The sequence below is a fragment of the Shewanella psychrotolerans genome (genome assembly GCF_019457595.1).
Taxonomy (GTDB): domain Bacteria; phylum Pseudomonadota; class Gammaproteobacteria; order Enterobacterales; family Shewanellaceae; genus Shewanella; species Shewanella psychrotolerans.
The window spans coordinates 4,159,671-4,181,220 of sequence record NZ_CP080419.1; the positions used below are offsets into that span (position 1 = coordinate 4,159,671).

Annotated in this window: 18 protein-coding genes; 9 read left to right on the plus strand and 9 right to left on the minus strand. The window is 43.1% G+C overall.

Annotation, left to right across the window (positions count from 1 at the left end; translation table 11 throughout):
* Position 1 precedes the first annotated feature (1 nt).
* Together K0I62_RS18235 and prlC are read right to left on the minus strand one after the other, a co-directional pair.
* Positions 2 to 871, minus strand: a complete 870-nt coding sequence (locus K0I62_RS18235; protein ID WP_220071455.1) for a LysR family transcriptional regulator — start codon at positions 869 to 871, stop codon at positions 2 to 4.
* Positions 872 to 1,055: 184 nt separating this feature from the next.
* Entirely contained in the window at positions 1,056 to 3,095 is a 2,040-nt protein-coding gene (gene prlC, locus K0I62_RS18240; protein WP_220069430.1) for an oligopeptidase A, read from the minus strand.
* Positions 3,096 to 3,363: 268 nt separating this feature from the next.
* On the opposite strand from prlC, the gene K0I62_RS18245 reads away from it, so the two are divergent.
* The 3 genes from K0I62_RS18245 to gorA all read left to right on the plus strand — a co-directional run bounded on the left by K0I62_RS18245 (position 3,364) and on the right by gorA (position 6,315).
* Complete coding sequence (locus K0I62_RS18245) at positions 3,364 to 4,143, plus strand: hypothetical protein (protein ID WP_220069431.1); 780 nt, start codon at positions 3,364 to 3,366, stop codon at positions 4,141 to 4,143.
* A 91-nt stretch (positions 4,144 to 4,234) separates the two neighbouring features.
* Positions 4,235 to 4,723 (plus strand): hypothetical protein, encoded by a 489-nt coding sequence (locus tag K0I62_RS18250; RefSeq protein WP_220069432.1) that lies wholly within the window; start codon positions 4,235 to 4,237, stop codon positions 4,721 to 4,723.
* Positions 4,724 to 4,956: 233 nt separating this feature from the next.
* Positions 4,957 to 6,315: a glutathione-disulfide reductase gene (gene gorA, locus K0I62_RS18255; RefSeq protein WP_220069433.1), complete on the plus strand. Its 1,359-nt coding sequence runs from the start codon at positions 4,957 to 4,959 to the stop codon at positions 6,313 to 6,315.
* A 393-nt stretch (positions 6,316 to 6,708) separates the two neighbouring features.
* On the opposite strand, the gene K0I62_RS18260 is transcribed toward gorA, so the two are convergent.
* From K0I62_RS18260 to K0I62_RS18270, 3 genes are all read right to left on the minus strand, one after another.
* Positions 6,709 to 8,823, minus strand: a complete 2,115-nt coding sequence (locus K0I62_RS18260) for an ankyrin repeat domain-containing protein (protein WP_220069434.1) — start codon at positions 8,821 to 8,823, stop codon at positions 6,709 to 6,711.
* Positions 8,824 to 9,811: 988 nt separating this feature from the next.
* Positions 9,812 to 10,201: a carboxymuconolactone decarboxylase family protein gene (locus K0I62_RS18265; protein WP_220069435.1), complete on the minus strand. Its 390-nt coding sequence runs from the start codon at positions 10,199 to 10,201 to the stop codon at positions 9,812 to 9,814.
* Positions 10,202 to 10,258: 57 nt separating this feature from the next.
* Positions 10,259 to 10,615: a MerR family transcriptional regulator gene (locus K0I62_RS18270; RefSeq protein WP_220069436.1), complete on the minus strand. Its 357-nt coding sequence runs from the start codon at positions 10,613 to 10,615 to the stop codon at positions 10,259 to 10,261.
* Positions 10,616 to 11,380: 765 nt separating this feature from the next.
* On the opposite strand from K0I62_RS18270, the gene rimK reads away from it, so the two are divergent.
* The 5 genes from rimK (at position 11,381) to K0I62_RS18295 (ending at position 16,332) form a co-directional block, all read left to right on the plus strand.
* Complete coding sequence (rimK, locus tag K0I62_RS18275) at positions 11,381 to 12,286, plus strand: 30S ribosomal protein S6--L-glutamate ligase (protein WP_220069437.1); 906 nt, start codon at positions 11,381 to 11,383, stop codon at positions 12,284 to 12,286.
* Positions 12,286 to 13,308, plus strand: coding sequence for a succinylglutamate desuccinylase/aspartoacylase family protein (locus tag K0I62_RS18280; protein ID WP_220069438.1), 1,023 nt, complete (start codon positions 12,286 to 12,288; stop codon positions 13,306 to 13,308). Before rimK ends, K0I62_RS18280 begins: the two co-directional genes overlap by 1 nt.
* A gap of 43 nt (positions 13,309 to 13,351) precedes the next feature.
* Positions 13,352 to 13,780: an ATP-dependent zinc protease family protein gene (locus tag K0I62_RS18285; protein WP_220069439.1), complete on the plus strand. Its 429-nt coding sequence runs from the start codon at positions 13,352 to 13,354 to the stop codon at positions 13,778 to 13,780.
* An 87-nt stretch (positions 13,781 to 13,867) separates the two neighbouring features.
* A complete protein-coding gene (locus K0I62_RS18290) occupies positions 13,868 to 15,238 on the plus strand; it encodes a magnesium transporter (RefSeq protein WP_220069440.1) in 1,371 nt (456 codons plus the stop codon).
* 146 nt (positions 15,239 to 15,384) lie between these two features.
* Positions 15,385 to 16,332, plus strand: coding sequence for a YeiH family protein (locus tag K0I62_RS18295; protein ID WP_220069441.1), 948 nt, complete (start codon positions 15,385 to 15,387; stop codon positions 16,330 to 16,332).
* Here the strand turns inward: K0I62_RS18295 and K0I62_RS18300 are convergent.
* The 4 genes from K0I62_RS18300 to K0I62_RS18315 form a co-directional block, all read right to left on the minus strand.
* Positions 16,306 to 16,467 (minus strand): hypothetical protein, encoded by a 162-nt coding sequence (locus K0I62_RS18300; protein ID WP_220069442.1) that lies wholly within the window; start codon positions 16,465 to 16,467, stop codon positions 16,306 to 16,308. The two genes, K0I62_RS18295 and K0I62_RS18300, sit on opposite strands and share 27 nt — an antisense overlap.
* A gap of 116 nt (positions 16,468 to 16,583) precedes the next feature.
* A complete protein-coding gene (locus K0I62_RS18305; protein WP_220069443.1) occupies positions 16,584 to 17,762 on the minus strand; it encodes a cyclic di-GMP phosphodiesterase in 1,179 nt (392 codons plus the stop codon).
* Positions 17,763 to 18,224: 462 nt separating this feature from the next.
* Positions 18,225 to 19,619 (minus strand): ATP-binding cassette domain-containing protein, encoded by a 1,395-nt coding sequence (locus tag K0I62_RS18310; protein ID WP_220069444.1) that lies wholly within the window; start codon positions 19,617 to 19,619, stop codon positions 18,225 to 18,227.
* A 2-nt stretch (positions 19,620 to 19,621) separates the two neighbouring features.
* Positions 19,622 to 19,762, minus strand: coding sequence for a hypothetical protein (locus K0I62_RS18315; RefSeq protein WP_220069445.1), 141 nt, complete (start codon positions 19,760 to 19,762; stop codon positions 19,622 to 19,624).
* Between the two features lie 387 nt (positions 19,763 to 20,149).
* Here K0I62_RS18315 and K0I62_RS18320 point away from each other — a divergent pair, with 387 nt between their 5' ends.
* Entirely contained in the window at positions 20,150 to 21,508 is a 1,359-nt protein-coding gene (locus K0I62_RS18320) for an isochorismate synthase (protein WP_220069446.1), read from the plus strand.
* Positions 21,509 to 21,550 lie beyond the last annotated feature (42 nt).

Consider the following 21,550-nt stretch of genomic DNA (forward strand, 5'->3'; position numbering starts at 1 on the left):
TTTATAGCAAAGTTTTAATCACACCAATCACCGAACTAACTCGTTTAGGCAGCGCTGATTGACGTCGGTAACACAGGTAAAGTGGTTCGCTCACCGCGACATCGAGTGCGTAAGCACGAATAAGATCTTGCCTCGCAAACGCCTCAACCGCATAGGCGGGTAACACAGTAAAACCTAACCCTCGGCTGACGGGCTCTAAAATCAAACTAATTTGATTAGAAAACCCCTTCGACGGCAACTGTCCACTGTGTTGATACTCACTATAGTTAGCACCGAGTAACAAATTAGCATGATGAGCACCATCTGGATGATCGATAAAACCCAGTGCTTGCAACGCTTCCCAGCTAGATGACTTATGTTTCGCGGGCAGCACCAGTAGTAGTTGCTCTTCACCAATCAACTGGCTGTATACTTCTGGTAAAGTCGGTTTACGGGTCATCAAGCCAATATCGGTATCAAAACGGCTAATCGCTTCTTCAACGCCAGCATTGGATGTAAAGCGATAATCTAAGGTCAACTGATCATGTTCAAGTTGAAGATCGAGCAGCTCTGCATAGAGTTTTAAGCCTATGCTCCCAGGCGACATTAACCGCACTAGTCCTGCAAAAGGAGGATCGAGAGTCACAGTTTGCTGCAACTGCTCAAGCGCCAATAAAACCGTTTGCCCTTGCTGATACAATTTATGCCCCGCATCGGTAAGGGAAAACTGCTTGCCCTCACGCACTAACAGGAGGGTGTCGAGTTGCTCCTCTAACTTACGAATATGTTGACTGACCCCAGACTGGGTCATATAGAGCCGCTCAGCAGTGCGAGTAAAATGACCAAGCTCAACCAGCGTACAGAAGCTACGTAACCAGATTGGATTTATCATCACGAAATGTAATCAATTTTATAGATATTGATAACATTACACCAATCAGTATCAGAAAGTGATCTGCTTAGCGTGTTTTTCGGTAACTAATTTAAGGCGAGTTTAATTACATCAAAATCGGATACAAAAATGCCAACCTAAAAGGTTGGCATTTTTGTATCTAACCGCAATGTTGTGAAGGAGATTACGCTTGGATGCCCGAATGTCTTAGCAGGGCGTCAATCTTAGGCTCGCGGCCCATAAAGCGCTTAAATAAGGTCATCGGCTCCAAACTACCGCCCATCTCTAAGATGTTTTCTAAGAAACTGCGCCCAGTCTCAGCATTAAAGATCCCCTCCTCTTCAAAGCGAGAGAATGCATCGGCAGATAATACTTCTGCCCATTTATAGCTGTAATAACCAGCGGCATAACCACCAGCAAAAATATGCGCAAAGCTATGCTGGAAGCGATTAAAGTCAGCAGCCTTAACCACTGCAACTTGACTTCTTACTTCATCAATTTTTTGTTGAATTTCGGCACCGACTTCAGGGTCAAACTCATGGTGCAGACGGAAATCAAACAGCGAAAACTCAAGCTGACGCAACATCATCATGCCCGACTGGAAGTTCTTTGCAGCTAACATCTTATCTAACATCGCTTTCGGTAGCGGCTCGCTCGTTTCGAAGTGTCCAGAGATCTCAGCCAGCGCTTCCTCCTCATAACACCAGTTTTCCATAAACTGACTTGGTAGCTCTACGGCATCCCAAGGTACACCATTGATGCCAGAGACTCCTGCAACATCAATTTGAGTCAACATATGGTGAATGCCGTGGCCAAACTCATGGAATAACGTGGTGACTTCATCATGGGTAAATAGCGCTGGCTTGCCATCAACGGGCGCATTGAAATTACAGGTTAAATAGGCAACAGGGCGCTGCAAGCCGTTAGCGGTTTGACGACGCACTCGACAGTCGTCCATCCAGGCTCCACCGCGCTTGCCTTCTCTTGCATAGAGATCGAGATAGAAACTACCTCTATGTTCACCCGTCGCATCTTTAATATGGAAAAAGCGCACATCTTTGTGCCAAGTGTCAACGCCTTTCTGCTCTTCGATACTTAAGCCAAACAAGCGCGACACAGTGTAGAACAAGCCTGACAGCACTCGATCTTCTGGGAAATAGGGACGTAAAAGCTCTTGAGAGATCTCATATCTATGATGCTTGAGCTTTTCAGCATAATAAGTGAGATCCCAAGGCGCTAGTTCAGTTACGCCATGCTGCTGTTTGGCGAATTCTGTTAGTTCTGCTAATTCAGTCTCACCTTGCGCTTTTGAGCGATCCGCTAGCTCATTTAAGAAGTCGAGCACTTGCTGTGGCGACTGCGCCATCTTAGTCGCTAACGACTTATCGGCATAACTGGCAAACCCAAGTAACTGCGCAAGTTCATGGCGTAACGCCAAGATCTCATCCATCAAGGGACCATTATCAAACTCACCCGCATTTGGCCCTTGATCAGACGCGCGAGTCACAAAGGCTCTATAACACTCCTCTCGTAACTCTCGGTTATCGCTATAGGTCATTACGGGCAAATAAGAAGGGAAATCTAACGTAAACAACCAACCTTGCTGTTCTTTGGCCGTAGCCATGGCTTTCGCTGCCGCGATAGCTGACTCTGGCAAGCCAGCAAGTTCAGACTCATCTGTGATCAACTTGGTCCAAGCTTGCGTTGCATCAAGTAACTGATTAGAGAAACTACTTGTTAGTTCAGATAAACGTTTAACCAATTTTCCATATATTTGTTTATCATCATCGCTCAATCCTATACCTGAAAGTTCGAAATCTCGTAGGCTATGCTCGATACTCGTCTGCTGGGCTTGAGTTAAACTCGCAAACTCATCGCTGGCCTTTAATGACTTATAGGCCTCATACAACCCCTGATGCTGACCGACATAAGTGCCATACTCAGATAACAGTGGTAAGCAAGCATCATGAGCCGCACGCCATTCGTCGGTGCTAAGCACAGAGTTCATGTGTGATACGGGTGACCAAATTTGGCTAAGTTGATCATCAACTTGCTCTAATGGTGCAATAAAGTTGTCCCAATTATATGGACCACCAGTTGCTAATACCTCATCGATTTTGCGGCGACAATTTTCAATCCCCTGCTCGACAGCTGGCTGAATATGCTCTGGTTTTATTTGCGAAAACAGCGGTAGTTCGGCACCACTTAGCAAAGGATTACTCATCTCTTATTCCTCAATAAATCGATTGATATAGACTCTAGATATGGGCAGATAGGCTGCGATTCAAGCCACTGACGATAATCAATCATAAAACCAGCACTAACAGGCTGTGATTTAAAATACTTTGATCTACTACAAGAAAATTATTAACCAAATATTTACAAACTGGTTATTGATAAGTCGATCGCAAATGCAACTCATTGCTATTTGCGTTGAAAAAAATGGTGTCTATGATTCAAAAATACCTTAGCTGAATAACGCTCTTCTAACGATGAATAAACTCACAACCATCTTATTAACGACTAGCCTGTTATTAAATAGTGGTTATCTAGCTGCCGATGACCTTACATCAGACATCAGTGTTGATGACGCCCATCTCAATAAAATCGTCACTAATAATGAAGTCGCGGCTACCGAGTTCATACTCGATCTTGGTTGGGATTCCAGATACATATCTGAAGGGCGAAACAACTTAGACAAAGGTGGGATCTACTGGGCAACGGCAGTCTATCAGTATGACAATATTTCGCTGTATGCTGTATCGGGCCGCGCCGATAGTGAACATTACATTGAATGGAATCTGGGGCTAGAGTATGGCATCACTCTCAGTGAGAACCTCGTTGGGGCCGTCGGATACCAACGAATAGAAACCTATGGCGATGAGCGTTGCAGTGACAATGAACTCTTCGCCTTACTGGAGTATACGGCGCTGGACTGGCTCACTCCGTCACTGGGCTATACCTATTCGACTGAAGCGGGTGGCTATTTTGTCGAAGTTAGCCTGCACAGCAACTGGACACTATCAGACAGCATCACTGTAACACCCTACATCACCCAGGCTTTCGATTTTAAATACGCGACAGAAGCACACGATGGGCCTAACCATTTTCAATTTGGCTTAGAGGCACAGTATCAGCTTAACACTCAGGTCATGCTGTCTGGCCTTGTGAGTCACACTATCGCCCAAGAAGATATCAAACAAGAGAATAGCGGCTCCGAGTCCAATCTGAACCAAACCTATGCCGGAGTACATATCAGTTGGAGCTTTTAACGGCCATAACATTGAAAGCCCCGCGGGCTTGAACTAGCTTTAAGGATGAAAGGGGGCAAGGAGTGCCTTCTATAAATTGGAGGGACAAGGAATGTCTGCCAAAATTAACACCTTAAGACTATTTAGCCTATTCGCTGTTGTGTTTATCTCTCCCATAGCCGCCAACGAACCCACAGAGCCTGTCACCCTGCCCGCCAACAGCGCACTCGACAGCAATGGCAATCCCATTGCAATCCCCAAAGACCACAGCAGCGCATTGCATTACACCTCAGAGCCAGTTCGGCAAAAGCCAACGACAAAGCCTTCACGGAAACCCACCAAGAAAAGCAGCAAAAAAAGCCATCGACTTAGTCGAAAACAGCAACTCGCAAGTAGACAGAGTGTCGCTGACAATCCCAGTTGTCGTTGGCTAAATCAACGTATGACACAACTAGAAAAAAGCCTTAAGAAGCAACGTAGTCATCAATTTGGTTATCAGGCTGAAGAGTTAAATGCCCGTAAAAGTGAATGGGTTTGTATGAAATGTGGCGCCGAAGGGCCGAGTCAAAACGATCACAACAAGTGCCAATACAAACGTTAATAATACCAATCAGTAGAAGAAAGTGATCTACTCAGCGTGCTTTTTTGGCAACTCATTCAAGGGGAACGGGTGATGCAATGGTTGTTTCCTTATAAGGTCATTCAACGTAAAAGTAGGAAGCTCATCGCTACCAAGCAGGTCTTTAACGACACGAAAATATTAGGGTCTGGTTTGACAGCGGGTTTCCCCCTACAATGACCGCAATATGCAATCGTTCGAATTTGGAGAAAATGATGGCTCAACATTTTGACTATATCTGTTTAGGCGCAGGAAGCGGTGGTATTGCTTCGGCCAATCGTGCTGCTATGCGCGGTGCAAAAGTGCTACTTATCGAAGCCAAAGCATTAGGCGGCACCTGCGTCAACGTTGGCTGTGTTCCCAAAAAGGTGATGTGGTATGGCGCTCAAGTTGCTGAAGCCATGCATCTCTATGCTAAAGATTATGGCTTCGATGTTTCGGTCAATAAATTCGACTGGAGTAAACTGGTTGAAAGCCGCGAAGCCTATATCGAGCGCATTCATGGCTCTTACGATCGCGGCTTAGAAAGCAACGGGGTCACCTTAGTTCGTGGCTACGGTCATTTCGTCAATAACAACACTATCGAAGTCAATGGTGAACATTACAGCGCCGATCATATTCTTATTGCAACGGGTGGTTCACCCACTATTCCAAACATTCCTGGTGCAGAATATGGTATCGACTCGGATGGTTTCTTCGCCCTTAACGAGCAACCTAAGCGCGTTGCCGTTGTTGGTGCTGGCTATATTGCGGTAGAAGTTGCAGGCGTATTGCACGCCCTTGGCAGCGAGACCCACCTATTTGTACGTAAACACGCGCCACTACGTAGCTTCGACCCAATGCTCAGTGAAGCCTTAATGGAAAGTATGGCGACCGACGGACTTGCTCTGCATACACACAGCGTGCCGCAATCTGTGATTAAAAATGATGACGGCAGCCTAACACTGAATCTTGAAAGCGGCGAGCAATATCAAGTCGATACGCTAATCTGGGCCATTGGCCGTAAGCCTTCTACCGATAACATCGGCATCGAAAACACCGACGTTAAACTTAACGACAAAGGCTACGTGGTCGTTGATGAACAGCAAAACACCACAGCCAAAGGGATCTATTGCGTTGGCGATATTATCGAAGGTGGCGTAGAGCTAACACCTGTTGCTGTTAAAGCGGGTCGCTTGCTGTCAGAACGTCTATTTAACGGTATGACTGACGCAAAAATGGATTACAGCCTTATTCCCACAGTCGTGTATAGCCACCCCGCTATCGGGACTATGGGGTTAAGCGAGCCTGAAGCGATTGAGCAATATGGTGAAGCCAACATTAAAGTCTACACCTCTGGTTTCACTTCAATGTATACCGCGGTTACCGCTCACCGTCAGGCGTGCAAGATGAAACTTATCTGCGCTGGCGACAATGAAAAAGTGGTGGGTATTCACGGTATCGGCTATGGCATGGATGAGATCTTGCAAGGTTTCGGTGTCGCCATGAAAATGGGTGCCACTAAGGCCGACTTCGATGCTGTCGTCGCGATTCACCCGACTGGCGCCGAAGAGTTCGTTACTATGAGGGGTTAGTGTAGAAAAGCCACTCCAAAAGGTTGACTCTCTGGAATAAAATAATAAGCTGGTCACACTAAAGATATGCGACCAGCTTTTTCTAATTCGAGGTAGATGTCTGTTCTTTATATGAAGAATTTTCTGTTTATTTTAATTAGAAAGTGAGTCAATATTGGCTAAGTTAATTTATTCTACAAATGTTTATCAAGAAACATTTCTACAAATAAAAAGTCGTGATTCATACCATAAAATTGCAGCCTAAGGGCTGCAATTATTAAAGAGAATGGGATATAAGAATAGGTTAGTACTGAGTACCTTTATGTTGCACTACACGGCATATAAATTAAACCACAAACTTTCTTGTATCCCTATTAGATTTTAAAAACTTAACCAAGGCATAATACATTACCATCAATTAAGAAGCTCTGGATGTTGTGTGGCAAAAAATGAATAAGAAGCAAGATCTTTATTATCCATAAACTGTTGAACACTTTGACGATGACTTGGCTCAATAACTATTCCAGACTTTAATATAACGTCAATAATTTCTTTGGATGATTGTGAACCATTATATTGAGAAATGGCAACATCAAGTGCATCAAAAGTCTGAGAATCACTCGAAACAGATTGTCCACTTTCAATAAGAAACTTTAACATATCTATAGATCCAAATTGAGCCGCTAATAAAACCGCATCACTCCCCATAGCATCTGTATAATTTAAATTCAAACCTTTTTTCAAAAGAAACTTGGCCATGTCTATGTTATTGAATGATGCTACAGCCAGTACTGCTGAGTCAGGAACTTTTTCACCAGAAGAAAACAATTTTTCTAAAATTGAAACTGGAGGATTATTAGATATCACCATACCTAAAAAAGCAGAATAGTCATCTTCTCCATCGAAAATCTCATCTTCATTAAATAATTTTATTGCATCATCCCACTTTCCAGTTTTCATAAGAGAATTGAGTTTATTACCAGCATCCAATTTTTCTGACGACATTTCATTTGAAACATTCACATCTCTTAAACTTTTAGCTGACTCTAGTAGCCTACTCATTCTAAATTTATACACATCCTTTTTGGAACTAATAGTCTGATATCTACCAAGATACTCCTCAACAGCTTCAGGCGTACCAAACTTTGATAAAAGTTCTTTATAATCAGCATTGGAAGAATCCGTTTTCTTCGACGATTTCTTTGAAACTTCATTACTATTATTTTTATCTAATGAATACTTGATTATATCAGCCACATTATTTTGATCACATGACACAGTTTCAACATTAATTAACCCAACACTCTTCAAGTAGTTTAAAGTTGAACTTAAAAGCATATCTGAATACTTATCAACATCATGTTGCTCATCTCTACTTAAGGAAAACATGTAATCTTGATTGAATTTGAAATCTGGATAATTTTTGCTTATAAAATTTAATGTTTCTTCAATGTTTGGATTAATTTTTTTGTCATACAGCTTATTTACCAAAGTATACAAATCGCTCGACTCATCAAACCTATCTTTAGCAAATACTAAAGCATCAATTGCGTTTAGCATCATTGAATCGGGTTCAGGGTCATCATCCATGCTAAGCCAATACATTGCATTTTCAAACTTCCCATAATATATGGACTCTAGTAAAAAAGAATGATAGGTTCCCAAATGAAGATACTTTTCACCTTTTTTTACTTTTGAGTTTCTATACATATAATCTATCAAAAATTTATCATCGACATTTTTACTTAAATACATTAAGTCACTGGCAGTTGGTTCTACTCCATCATCGATAAGTGAGATTACTTGCTCTTTACCATCTGGACTATCTTTAATGATTTTTGACAAAATAGTTAACAACTCACCGTCTGTTGCAAAGAATGTTCTTCCAGTCACTTTCCCATCAATAATCAAATTTTTCAAATAAGAGTAATCGCCTTCATCAATAAGATGTTGAACTGCACTCATAATTTGTGATGTAGCGAGTTCATAATCACTATTGGCATATGGCGGGACAGTTATATTAGTTTTGTAACCATCTCTCAGCATTCTCCCCCTCACCACATTTATTTTAAACATCATGGAAATGTAATCAATCGAATTTTCAGATATATTATCTTTTTGCATCTTCAACAAAAAAGATCTTGTTAACTCACTTATATCTTTAATATTTTCATTAGTAAAATTACTGAAGTCAACCTGACAAAAATTATCTTCATAATGTCTACCATCTACTAAACTACTAGAGGTCTCAACGCTCTCCGGTTTGTCGTTGACACCTTTAGATGTCAACGTTGATTTTGTATAGACCCCTACTACTAGCATAAAGAAAAAAAATATCGCCAAGAATAAAAATCTACTTTTTTCATTTTCTTCACCATCATTTGACGATTTAAAATTCTTTTTTAAATGGTAAATTTCTGCCGAAAGATATATCATCAAAAAATTTAAAAACGTAGACGTAGTCTCATCTTCAATTAAAAATATTGTTGAGAAACAAAATATAAGATTTAGGCAAAAATATTTTAGCATAAAATCAACCTCTCTCTGCCATCAGCTTTAGCTTTATTGATGAATGCTATATTAGTAACAGAGATTAAAAAGCCTAATGTTATTTCCTTTATCATTATTGACTCCAAGTAAAAGTTTGATTTGCTAATTTAGAACAATGGCAGAAAGTACAGCAGTAATTAAAACTATCCATAGCCATTAATTAACTACTCTAAAAATGAGCGTTACACCATTTAATTAACATGTAAAAATTAACAATACTAATATGATATTAACATTTGTGATTTTCATCATACTCTTATCAACCTTCGCTGGGATCAAGACAGTGGATGGCTCGATGAAAACCAAGACTTGGCTGCGTTTAGTCATAACATTGATAGAAATAGTCTTGGTTGATTAGGAGATAGCTACCTATCTAAGTTTGGTAAATTTTTGTATTTTCGCGTTTTGATAGAAAACAGTTCAGCTAGGGTTTTGCTAACGATGCAAAATTAATGGAAGTGACTAGTAGATACATTTACACGCCAAGCGATTGCTCTTCAAAATGCATTAGCGAAGAGACCGAGTACTTGGGCTTTGAGCCTAGCGAAGAACCAGGGTAAAGTTTCTGGAAAATAGCTTCAAACCGTACTCTTTTCAGGAAAAATGGTCGCAAAAAACTCAGTTTTCTGGAAAGCGCTTAAATGCCACACTACAAAAGGCGCAGGGGGATCCCCTCATTTACGGCCTAGTTGGGTCAAAGAGAGTTGATCACCACCTAGTTATGATTTAGTGGCAACCATAAGAGAATTAAGACGTTTTTGTGGATGGAAGAGCATTGATTGCTAAGAGAGTCATGTAGTATCGTAATGTCACGTATGGTGTTGTTCTAGTTTGTTTTTGGCGAAATTGATTAGATCAAACAGCACCATGCGTGTCTACTAATTGATTGTAAAAGGAATTATCTGGGGATTCCCTAGTGCTCAGCGTTATAGTCAGGTAATGCTGCTCAACTTATTATGAACTAGCATTAAACTTGGTCTGGAACCTTTCGCTCCTGAAGGACCTCTTTAAAAGCAAACATCCCGTTAAGTGCCGCAGGAAACCCGGCATAAACAGACATTTGCAAAAGCACTTCCTTTATTTGCTCCTCGCTACAACCCACATTCAAAGCCGCATTCAAATGCACCTTAAGTTGAGGCTGGCAGTTACCCAGTGCAGTAAGCGCGGCGACCGTCGCTATTTCTCTAGACTTCAAGTCTAAAGCTTGCCGAGTATAAATATCCCCAAACGGGTATTCGATAATAAACCGAGCTAAATCAGGACAGATATCTTGCAGACTTTCAATGACTTGATGACCCGCTTCACCATCAATTTTAGACAGTTGTTCTAAACCTAAAGCAAACCTTGAACCTTCCATAGTGCGCTCCCTATATGTAAGTAGAATCACAGCTTACAGGTTAGAGTTAACTCTAAGTCAACTCACTTTATTGGCTTTATACAGATTAATTTTATCTTCTAAAACCGCCAAATGCTGTTGCTGTAATTCAATATGCGCTTTCAAATTATCTTTATGCTGCTCTAGCAATGTTTGGCGCGCCAAGACGGTACTGGTTCCCCGTTCTCGTAATGTGGCGTATTCCTGAATTTCAGCTAGCGGCATTCCTGTATCCTTTAAGCGAGTAACAAATTGAACCCACTGCATATCTTTGTTTGTATAGTCTCGATGACCGCTGGAATTACGACGGACATGTTGAAGTAAGCCAATTTTCTCATAGTAGCGCAGTGTATAAGGTGATAATCTGGCTAATTTAGAAAACTCTTTAATGTTCATAGCTTTTCTCAGGCAAGCGCCTTACTTGCAAAGTTTTAAAGTGATATTTCGGATTTAAATCGCCAATTGGTATTGCGTTAGAAAACGCCCACTGCCTTTGGCGGTATCAGGGAATAAACTGAGTTATGGCTGCCGATATATCCCCATTAACAGCGGTACCTGCATCCAATCACTAGATCAAGCCGCTCATATGCACAAACCCTATCGCCAGCCTAATGAAATGAATCACATATGATAATAACTCAAATAATTACAATTGTTTGGGTATTTGCATATCGGTAGTAAAGCAGATACGGTAGATGATACCTATTGCATTAATAAGCTCTTTTCATTCAGCAGTAAATAATGCATGGCACCTATTTTTAGGACTCGATGGCGGCCTTCAAGTGAACGGTAATCTCGATGAGCAAATAGATCACCAATGGCTTATTAGACATAACGCTACCACAAGCAAAACGGCTTGTTGTGACGACAAAAATAATTAGCTTTTCACATCACGATTTTCGCCCTAATGTCGCGTCCTAATTTTGACAAACGCCAATCAAATTTGACAATCGAATGATATAAAAGAGAAATATTTGCTCTTGGTCACGACCGTCATAATTTATGGCTATAGTTAGATCACAGTAGTTATCCAATTACAGATCGATAGTATTTCGGCCAATGAAAAACAGACTTATTGCCGTTGTTATTTTTTATTAGCCATTGATAAGTGGCAAATTTTAATCCCTTAGTTTACCGAGGGAGATATTAAGGAATACAGACATGCGTATCGCAATTTTGTCTCGTAACGAAAATCTTTATTCAACTCGTCGCCTAAAAGAGGCGGGAGAAGCCCGTGGACATGAAGTCGATATCATCGACACGCTTCACTGCTACATGGATATCACCAGCAGCAACCCAACCGTGCGCTACATGGGTAAAGTGTTGCCTAAATATGATGCCGTGATCCCTCGCATTGGTTCATCAATTACCTTCTACGGTACTGCGGTTGTGCGTCAGTTTGAGATGATGGGGACCTTCTGTGTCAATGAATCGGTAGCAATCAGTCGCTCTCGTGACAAATTACGTTCGCTGCAGTTGTTATCGCGTAAAGGCATAGGTCTACCTCGTACTGGTTTTGCGAGTAAACCCGATAAAATCCAAGATTTAATTAAGAATGTTGGCGGCGCACCACTCGTGATAAAGCTACTAGAAGGCACTCAAGGAATTGGCGTTGTATTGGCAGAAACGAACAAAGCTGCAGAAAGCGTAATTGAAGCCTTTATGGGTTTAAAAGCTAATATTTTGGTACAAGAGTTTATTAAAGAAGCTGGCGGCGCCGATATTCGTTGTTTCGTTGTGGGCGACAAAGTTGTTGCTGCAATGAAACGTCAGGCGGCTGAAGGGGAGTTTCGTTCAAACCTTCACCGTGGCGGTATGGCTCAGCTAGTCAAACTAAGCAAAGAAGAACGCGCAACTGCACTTAATGCAGCTAAAGCGATGGGATTAAACCTTTGTGGCGTCGATATTTTACAATCTAATAATGGCCCAGTTGTGATGGAGGTTAACTCCTCTCCTGGATTAGAAGGGATTGAGCAAGCCACAGGAAAAGATGTTGCTGGGTTGATTTATGGCTTTATCGAAAAGAACGCCAAACCCAACGCAAACAAAACACGTGGAAAAGGTTAATGGAAACACCGTTAAATATTGGTGGGGTTGATATCCTGCTAGGTGAACAACGCCAATTAGAACTGCCTGTCGCCAGTCTCTACACCGATACTCAGGTGTCGATTCCGGTGCATGTTATTCGAGCCAAAAAACCAGGACCTACGGTATTTATTAGCGCCGCAGTTCATGGTGATGAGCTTAATGGTATTGAGATCATCCGGCGCTTAATCCAGCAGCAGATAAAACTCGCTACAGGTACGCTGATTTTGGTGCCTATGGTCAATATTTATGGTGTACTTAATCAGAGTCGTTACATGCCCGATAGGCGCGATCTTAATCGCTGCTTTCCCGGCTCTCAAAAAGGATCACTTGCTGGCCGGGTAGCCTATACCTTTATCAATAGTATTGTGCGTCATTGCGATTACGGTATCGATCTGCATACAGGCGCAATACATCGCTCGAATCTGCCTCAAATTAGAGCGAATTTAGATGATGCCGATACCTTAGCCTTAGCACAGGCATTTGGTGTACCCGTGTTACTGAACGCTAACGTACGCGACGGTTCACTGCGCGAAGCCGCGGTCAATAACGGCGCTCGTGTGCTACTGTATGAAGCAGGAGAGGCCTTGCGTTTCGACGAGTTATCGATTCAAACTGGGGTACGCGGCATACTCAATGTTTTATCTTCTCTAGGGGTGATCCGTAAACGCCGATTAAGGCAGAAAATCGCACCATTTGTGGCCAACCGCAGCGATTGGACCCGTGCTGCTGCCAGTGGATTTGTGTGTGAATTTGCCAAACTCGGTGCTTATGTTGAAAAAGGCGAAGTGCTTGCAGAGATCAACAGCCCATTGGGTGAGCTGATCCAACAAGTGACCTCTAATCGTGCGGGTATTGTCATTGGCAAACAAAACATCCCCTTGGTACTAGAGGGTGATGCCATGTTCCATATTGCCTATTTTGGCAGCGCTGCAGATGAAGTGGTCGAGCATATTGAAATCATGAACGATCAAATAATGCCCATCGCTACCCCCATTATATAGCGATGGCTTAACCGATTAACTTTGTCATCTTTGGGTTTAAAAAATGAACAAAATCATCATCGGAAATTTAGAATCATGCAACCTACCCGATCTTGGGATTAGTGATCTGCAAGTTCGCATAGATACCGGAGCGAAAACCTCCTCTTTGCATGTCGATAACCTCAAACGCATCAAGGTGAAAGGCCGACCCTATGTGGAGTTTGATCTGCACCCTGACATCTACAATCTAGATCAGACGGTGCATTGTAAGGCACCAGTATTCGACTCGCGTCGGATTAAATCATCTAATGGTGAAGTTGAACAACGCTGTGTCATTCAAACCACCCTGCAATTAGGCGACAATCAGTGGCCTATCGAACTCACCTTAAGTAATCGTCAAGATATGACCTACTTGATGCTACTTGGACGTGAAGGAATGGGTGAGCGTGTATTAGTGGATCCGGCTGAAAGTTTTCTGGTTAACGGCGGATAAATCGCTCAATAACGGCTAGCAAAACAATCTGCCCCTTGTAGAATGGCGCCATAAGAATCGATACCGCGTTTAGATAAGGATATTTCCATGACAATGCCTGAATATGAGCCTCTTACCGAAGAAGAGGTAAGAGATGACTTACTCTCCCGGGTCATTGACATTGTCAGTCATCCCGAGCAGCAAGAAACGGTATCGCTTTCATTTATCAGTGAATATAGTGATGCCGATCTTGCTCATCTATTAGAGTCTGTTACCGACCAATATCGTTCGCTACTGTGTCGCAAGATCCCCGTCGACCGTGGTTGGCCTATCCTGCATTTGCTGCACTACGAAACAGCTCGTCACGTTTTAGATCTTCTCTCCACCGAGCAGATGCAAGGCCTGCTAAAACGTATCTCAGAGCTAGACATTCTTACCTTCGCTGAGATACTACCCAACGAAGTTGTCGAAGATTATCTCGATCAGCAAGCATCGCTAACCACAGAGCAGATCCAACAAGCGCTGAGCTATCAAGATGAAGAGGTTGGACGTTATCTAAATAGTGATATTTTACGTTCGCGCCCCACAGCGCCAATAAGTCGAGTATTAGAGCGTTTAAGCAAACATAAATCGAAAGAGTTTGTCGCCGTCTACGCCGTCGATGCAAAAGGTGAATATCAAGGGGCTTGTACCATTGAACAACTTCGCCATGTCGAGCCCAGCACACCACTGTCAGAGATCATCACTGACATTGAACCTGTATTGGATGAACAAGATATTACTAAAGCGGCTCAACACCTGAATCCAGTCGCTGGTTTCGCATGGTACCCAGTGCAAAAAGAAGGCAAAATCATTGGGGCAATTGCCGCTTCGACCTTAATGCTGCGCTTAAAAGAGCGAAGCCTAGAAGTCCTCGCCTCTGATACTGCCCAAGATGAGGAAGATCTCTTTACCCCAGTTTCTGTGGCTGCCAAAATGCGCGCGATTTGGCTCACTACAAATTTGCTAACCGCATTTTTGGCCTCGTGGGTGATCGGCTTATTTGGAGAGGCACTACAACAAGTTGTCGCACTGGCAATATTAATGCCTGTGGTCGCCAGCATGGGCGGCATAGCAGGCAGCCAAACCTTAGCGGTTGCATTGCGTGGTATTGCCCTTAATCACTTAAAACGCAGTAACTTGAAACTGCTATTGGATAAAGAGCTTAAAATTGCCGCCTTTAACGGTGTGCTGCTAGGCGCGCTCATCGGCTTGGTGGTCAGTTATTGGTTCAATTCAGTGCCCCTTGGCGGCATTATCTTTGTTGCTATTGTATTTAATAGCTTAGCCGCTGCATCATCGGGAACGGTGATCCCCTTTGTGCTAAAACAGATGAAAATCGACCCTGCTGTTGCCGGTTCAGTGATCCTGACCACGGTTACTGATGTCGTCGGTTTCTTTATCTTCTTAGGCTTAGGCAGCTTACTGCTACTGTCTTAATCGAGCTGGCAGCATGATGCTGCCGTGTCGACGACAAACTAAAGAGTAAGAAAAACTTAATCTCTAGATAAGTGTTCTTGAATTTATTAGATGGTATGCCAAGGCTATACTGCCAAACTCTAAAAATAGGACGCGATTATTTACAGATGAGATCTTTTTTTAAACCCTTCATATCTGATCCATCTCAGCTTGTTTTCATCCTGTGTGCACTGATATGCCTGACCCCAATTGTTTCTTCGCCCATTGCCTTGGTATTGGGCTTTACCTTGGCAAGTTTAGGCTTAGTACCCAAATCATTAGATCTAGGCAAGATCACCAAGAAACTGCTGGCCTACTCAATTATCGGATTAGGATTTGGGATTCAACTTGATGCAGCACTGCAAGCCAGTGCCGATAATATCACTTTGATCTTAGGCTCTATCGTATTCACCCTACTCTTGGGAACATTGCTAAGTCGACTACTCAAAATCGATGCAAAGCTAGGCCATATGATCTCAGCGGGTACCGCCATTTGCGGTGGCAGTGCGATTGCCGCGGTGTCACCGGCGATTAAGGCAGGCAGCCATCAAACTGCGATCGCGCTGGCAACGGTATTTGTACTCAACTCTATCGCACTGTTTCTCTTTCCTGCGTTAGGGCATCTGTTTGATATGAGCCAATATCATTTTGGTGTGTGGAGCGCGATAGCTATCCACGATACCTCATCGGTAGTCGGGGCGGCTTCAGCCTATGGCGATGAAGCCTTAACGGTCGCAACAACCATTAAACTCGCACGAGCACTATGGATTGTGCCATTGGCATTAATCAGCGCGCTGCTGTTTGGTGGTGACCGCCGTAAAATTGCCATTCCCTACTTTATTTTGCTGTATTGTGTCGCAATTGCCGTAGCGCACTACTTCCCCCAAGGCCAAGATGCCTACCAACTTATCTTTAGCGCAGCAAAACGTACTTTGGTTCTTTGCCTCTTCCTGATTGGCGCAGGTATCACTGTGAGTAAAATGCGCCAAGCAGGGGCAAAACCATTAATATTAGGCTTGTTATTGTGGGGATCAATCGGGACTGTGTCGTTACTTTATATCATTAACTTCAGTTGAATCTTGCATAGACCAAACTAAGCCAAAGATAGCAGCAAATGCAATAAGATCGACTAACGCGCGCACCATACCCGTTGTGAACATTGACGCAACAACGAAGGCGCCACACGATAACAGAATAAACCACTTTTTCATTTCGCCTCCTTGGTAGATTAGGCGTTGAGTATAAGTGGCTATTATTGAGTGCCAAATCCCGATCGACAAATATCCGTTTTCACTAACAAATAGCTGAATCAGCTAAGGCGCTATTGTTAATAAAATGGCGTCGGATCGACCTCTAATGAGCTCGGTGAAATACCTCGCTCGATATTCACATCACTTTTAAGCAGATCAACCATGGCGACCTCGGTATAACGCTTGTGTTTGATCGAGTAGAAACATTTCAAGATAGGGTGCAGTGCATCTCGGCCCTTAGCATCCCATACAATACCGATACGTCCATCAGACACTTGCACCAGTGAACCGACAGGATATACACCAATACACCGGATAAATTCATAGACCAGTTTTTCATCGAGGTGAAAGGGCGTTAGGCTCAATAGAATTTTAAAGGCGGCGGCGGGACTCATCGCTTCCTTGTAACAACGAGTTGCAGTCAATGCATCATAGATATCGATGATACAACTCATTCTGCCATGCAGACTCAGTTGCTCCCCTTTAAGCCCGTTAGGATAACCTTTACCATCAAGCTTTTCATGGTGCATCAAACAGACGTCACGGCTAATTTGTGGCAAGTCAGGAGTTTCAGCCAAAATCTCTTTTGCATACACCTGATGCAATTTCATATGCTCAAACTCTTCTGGAGTTAATCGCCCAGGCTTATGCAGTATCTTGTTATCAACTTTCACCTTACCGATATCATGTAAGATCCCTCCAACAGCAAGATGCTTTAACTCATCGCGTTCGAGAGAAAGATACTTACCAAAGGTCACGAGTAAAAAGGCAACATTAATTGAATGTTCTAACAAATAGGCATCTTTAGAGCGCAAAGCAGAGATGCATTTAAAGGCATCGTCATCTAACATTACCGATTCAATCATGTTGTCGGCCAAATATTCAAAGGGAGCAACTTCAATGGCTTTACCTTCAAAGGTTTCCGACAATACTTTTTGCACCAATCCTTTGGCCTCAGCCATTAAGCGCTTAGCTTTATCTTGAGACTGCGCTCGGTTGATTTTCTTACTGGTGATTTCCGGCTTTATTGACTTCTTTCTTAACCCACAACCCTCGGCTGAGCGTTCTACATCGACCCACACATATTCGATACCATTTTTACTCAGTTTGTTGATGGTTTCTCGGTTTTTGATCTGCCCTGGGTTAGTGATATTCACCAAACCTTGACTATCAATCGCCTGTACAAACATCCCCAAACGTAAGTGTGGCACAGCTAATTTCATCAGACCTGTTGTATCATCCACTTTGTCATTCATATATCTAACTCGGCACCTTCGGTTCATTCCCGACATTTCAAGTCCGGGCTGAATAACAACATAGCGCGTCTAACAAAAAAACACACTTTATGAAAGCGCTAATAGTATGCCGAGAACAAAGAGATCACCAATAACTTTACGGCCGTTCTGCGGACAAATATTAACAAAACGACAAGATAAACTGGTTTAGCGAATCCAACACCCAATAGATAAGCTCACGCCAATTTTTAGGGCGACACAAGTCCTTTGGTAATACGAGCCCCTCGCATCACCCGCTCAACGTCATGCAACAACAGATAAAGTGATACGGTAACGGCTAGCTAAGTGATAAACAGCAGACGCAGTCCACTGAACTTCCCTCACCGAAAATACCCATGAATAAGCAGTACAGCACTTCGAACAACATAACGCCCACTATCGACGTGACTAGAATTGGCAAAGCTTGCACTAGATTGACGCTGTTTAACCCACACGAGCATAATCCTGCTCACCTTGATAGTGACCATTAACAAACTCAGTCGGCAGGCAAGATTGCAGATATTTCTGACTAATATGCCAGATCTTATCTAAGGGAAATTGACCCAATGACCTGTGACTCGCGATCACCACAGCTGTACCTTGCTGACTAAGCTCCAAAATAAGATGAGCGACCTTGGCAAAGCTTGCATTATCTAAGCCTGCAAATGGGTCATCCAGTAACAAGATCTGAGGTTGTAGACATGCCAACGAAGCCAACGCAATCAGATGCTGCTGCCCACAAGAAAGTTTATGGGGTGACACTTGCGCTAAGGTCGTTAATCCTAACCGCGCTAACATATCAATAGCGCGCTTAAGGGGAAATCCATAACGCTTAAGGTTAAATTGCATCTCCTCTATCACGGTTGTTTCAAAGAGTTGTCGACTAGGCCTTTGATGAAGCAAGGCTAAGCTATGTCCGTAAATCCCCAGCTTGGGACGCTTACCTAAGACCTTTACATCAAGGTGATCGACATCGGCCTGAATACCTGCCAAACACTTAAGCAAAGTACTTTTACCTGTACCGTTATCACCAATTAAGCCAACGACTTCACCCGCATGCAGAGTTAGCTCATCGGTTTCAAATAGGAGTTTTTTTCGACCAAACCGCAACTTAAAGCCACGACTCCAGATTAGCGGTGCATTTGTGCAGATCGAGTTTGGTACTAAGCGGGTATCAGCAATAGCGATAAGGCCGTTTTTATCGCCTTGTTGATAGAGACTTAATCGACCACGTTGCAGCTGCCAATGATGTGTAGCACACCCCGTAAAAGCCGTCTTATGATGCTCAACAATGACAATTGCCATTCCCTGAGACTTTAGCTCGTTAATAAGCGCTGACAACTCTCGAACACCTTGATTATCAAGTTGAGCCCATGGCTCATCGAGTAAGAGTACATCGGGTTGTAATACTAACTGAGCCGCAATCATCAAGCGATAACGCTGACCTAAAGAGAGTTGAACCACTGGTGTTTCGAGGCTAATAAACAGCCCCACCTTACGCAATGCATTGGTCACCTGCCCATGCATCTCAAATGAATCAACACCTAGGTTTTCCAATGCGAATACCACTTCAGCACCCAAAGTTTGCCTAAGTAACTGCACACTGGGATCTTGCATAACAACGCCGAAGGTTAAATTTGGCGCACAAATTCGCTCGCCAGATAGCGGAGGGACTAAGATCCCCAAGATCAATTTTAGCAGGCTCGATTTACCCGAACCTGTACAACCATAAATGAGCTGGCAATCTCCTCGATCTAAGGTGAACTCTAACTCATCAAACAGCCATGAACTCGCTGCTTGATAGCTGAAGCTCACCTGACGCAATTGAAGTAGTGACATAGTCAATATCGTTCTACAGCAGCCATAACTTCTGCGGCATCTAACATTGGCGATCTATCAATATCGTCAGCCAAAACCGAATGAGTGCTACCGACAGCAATGGCAACCAGTGATAACTTAATCACTTTTTGTTTTAATTTCATTGTTCATTAATGCAGTTAAGTACCCGATAGATAATATTGTTCGGTCTTATCGCTTTATAAACAAGTTAGAAGAAAACAAAAACCAACTCAGATCGACTAATTTAGACATCATCAGTAAACAAGCATACTTCAACAGGACATTTTGACCCACTCTCACATCTAAAAAGACAAAATAACTCACATTTTGACAGAGGTGCGATTAATAAGATCAAAATAATTTTTGGGCAAGTTCACAGCTTAAAAAGCTGTAACTTGACAGTTTTTTGCTGGCGCATTAGTTTGTGGTAAAGATTCTTATTACCAATCGTAATAAGTTTCCTTAATGAAGGAGATTAAGCCCTTCCTCGCCACGAACCGCGACACTTTCCGATAAAGTTGGAGTATTTATTGAGCGTTCCCTCGCTGCAGCAGGCCATACAATCCTTAATCAATAAGCTTACACAATTGGAACTCCATCAACATGGAGAACCCATTATCCAGCTTTCTGTGCCCGTGTGTCCCCTGCCAACAATTGCCTGGCTTGCAAGCCAATCTTGTTATCCTAGAGTGTATTGGAGAGGGCGGGACACGCAAGAAGAGGTTGCGGCAATCGGTTCGTGTAAAGACTTTACTTTTGAAGACGCTGTCGATGACAATCAGCTTTGTGCGGCATATCAGCAACAGCGCGCATTATCGACAAATCAAGATATTCGCTATTACGGCGGTGTCGCATTCGATCGCCATACTGAGTGTTGGCCCGAATATGGCAGAGCTCATTTCATCTTACCTCGTATAGAGTTACGTCGAAGCGGCAACGAATATAAACTGCTAATCAATCTCAACATTGAACTCAACGACATGGAAGTGGAGCGTCAATTAGCCCTTGAAGCACTCGCTCAGCTAGCACCACCTTCGCCCTTATCTCCGCCGAATAAGATTAATATTCTTAGTCGCAGCGATCGCCCCAATCAGCGACGCTGGAGCGAACTGGTCAATCAAGTGACTCAGGATAAATTTATTAAAGACACGCCTAAGGTCGTTCTGTCTCGTTTGACTCAACTTGAGATCAACGAGAAAGTCGACCCTTGGATGTTATTAGCCAGTTGGCAAGGCCGTAACCAGAATAGTTTTCAATTTGGGTTTCAGTTCAGTCCAGACAGTGCTTTTATCTCTTGTACTCCAGAACGCCTCTATCGTCGCTGTCAGCGAGAACTTTTTACTGAAGCACTGGCGGGAACAACGACTCGAGGACTAAATGAAGATGAAGATATTATGCTGGCGCAGCAGTTGCTCGATGACACTAAAAATAGCCATGAGAACCAACTCGTTCGAGAACACATTGTCGATGCGCTAACCCCCCTCAGTAACTATGTCGGTGCCGATGAATCCCCGAAAATTTTTAAACTTAGCCATATTCAACATCTGCACCGCTCTATTAGGGCAGAATTGAAAACAGGAGTGAATGACTTTCAAATTCTCCAGGCGTTGCACCCAACGCCCGCCGTGGGGGGGCTACCGAAAGAGTCTGCTATTAGCTTTATCAGGCAGCGTGAGGGCTACACTCGAGGCTGGTATGCTGGTGCCTGTGGCTATATTAACAAGTACGATAGTGAGTTTGCTGTCGCTATTCGCAGCGCCCTAATCGAGCCAGGTAGAATTAATTTATTTGCTGGGGCGGGAATCGTATCGGGATCCGAAGCGGACGCCGAGTGGAACGAGTTAGAAAATAAGCTTCGAACCATACTGTCGATTTTGACTGAAATGTAATACGAATAAGTATAAAGCAAACTTAAATGTCATTAACTTTTG

Excerpts from the sequence above, each read along its gene's own strand:
- prlC (WP_220069430.1), bottom strand. The coding sequence starts at position 3,095 with ATGAGTAATCCTTTGCTAAGTGGTGCCGAACTACCGCTGTTTTCGCAA.
- K0I62_RS18315 (WP_220069445.1), bottom strand. The coding sequence starts at position 19,762 with ATGAAATTAAAACAAAAAGTGATTAAGTTATCACTGGTTGCCATTGCT.
- K0I62_RS18285 (WP_220069439.1), top strand. The coding sequence starts at position 13,352 with ATGAACAAAATCATCATCGGAAATTTAGAATCATGCAACCTACCCGAT.
- K0I62_RS18235 (WP_220071455.1), bottom strand. The coding sequence starts at position 871 with ATGATAAATCCAATCTGGTTACGTAGCTTCTGTACGCTGGTTGAGCTT.
- rimK (WP_220069437.1), top strand. The coding sequence starts at position 11,381 with ATGCGTATCGCAATTTTGTCTCGTAACGAAAATCTTTATTCAACTCGT.
- K0I62_RS18310 (WP_220069444.1), bottom strand. The coding sequence starts at position 19,619 with ATGTCACTACTTCAATTGCGTCAGGTGAGCTTCAGCTATCAAGCAGCG.
- K0I62_RS18250 (WP_220069432.1), top strand. The coding sequence starts at position 4,235 with ATGTCTGCCAAAATTAACACCTTAAGACTATTTAGCCTATTCGCTGTT.
- K0I62_RS18245 (WP_220069431.1), top strand. The coding sequence starts at position 3,364 with ATGAATAAACTCACAACCATCTTATTAACGACTAGCCTGTTATTAAAT.
- K0I62_RS18305 (WP_220069443.1), bottom strand. The coding sequence starts at position 17,762 with ATGAATGACAAAGTGGATGATACAACAGGTCTGATGAAATTAGCTGTG.
- K0I62_RS18295 (WP_220069441.1), top strand. The coding sequence starts at position 15,385 with ATGAGATCTTTTTTTAAACCCTTCATATCTGATCCATCTCAGCTTGTT.
- K0I62_RS18280 (WP_220069438.1), top strand. The coding sequence starts at position 12,286 with ATGGAAACACCGTTAAATATTGGTGGGGTTGATATCCTGCTAGGTGAA.
- K0I62_RS18270 (WP_220069436.1), bottom strand. The coding sequence starts at position 10,615 with ATGAACATTAAAGAGTTTTCTAAATTAGCCAGATTATCACCTTATACA.
- K0I62_RS18300 (WP_220069442.1), bottom strand. The coding sequence starts at position 16,467 with ATGAAAAAGTGGTTTATTCTGTTATCGTGTGGCGCCTTCGTTGTTGCG.
- gorA (WP_220069433.1), top strand. The coding sequence starts at position 4,957 with ATGGCTCAACATTTTGACTATATCTGTTTAGGCGCAGGAAGCGGTGGT.
- K0I62_RS18265 (WP_220069435.1), bottom strand. The coding sequence starts at position 10,201 with ATGGAAGGTTCAAGGTTTGCTTTAGGTTTAGAACAACTGTCTAAAATT.
- K0I62_RS18260 (WP_220069434.1), bottom strand. The coding sequence starts at position 8,823 with ATGCTAAAATATTTTTGCCTAAATCTTATATTTTGTTTCTCAACAATA.
- K0I62_RS18290 (WP_220069440.1), top strand. The coding sequence starts at position 13,868 with ATGACAATGCCTGAATATGAGCCTCTTACCGAAGAAGAGGTAAGAGAT.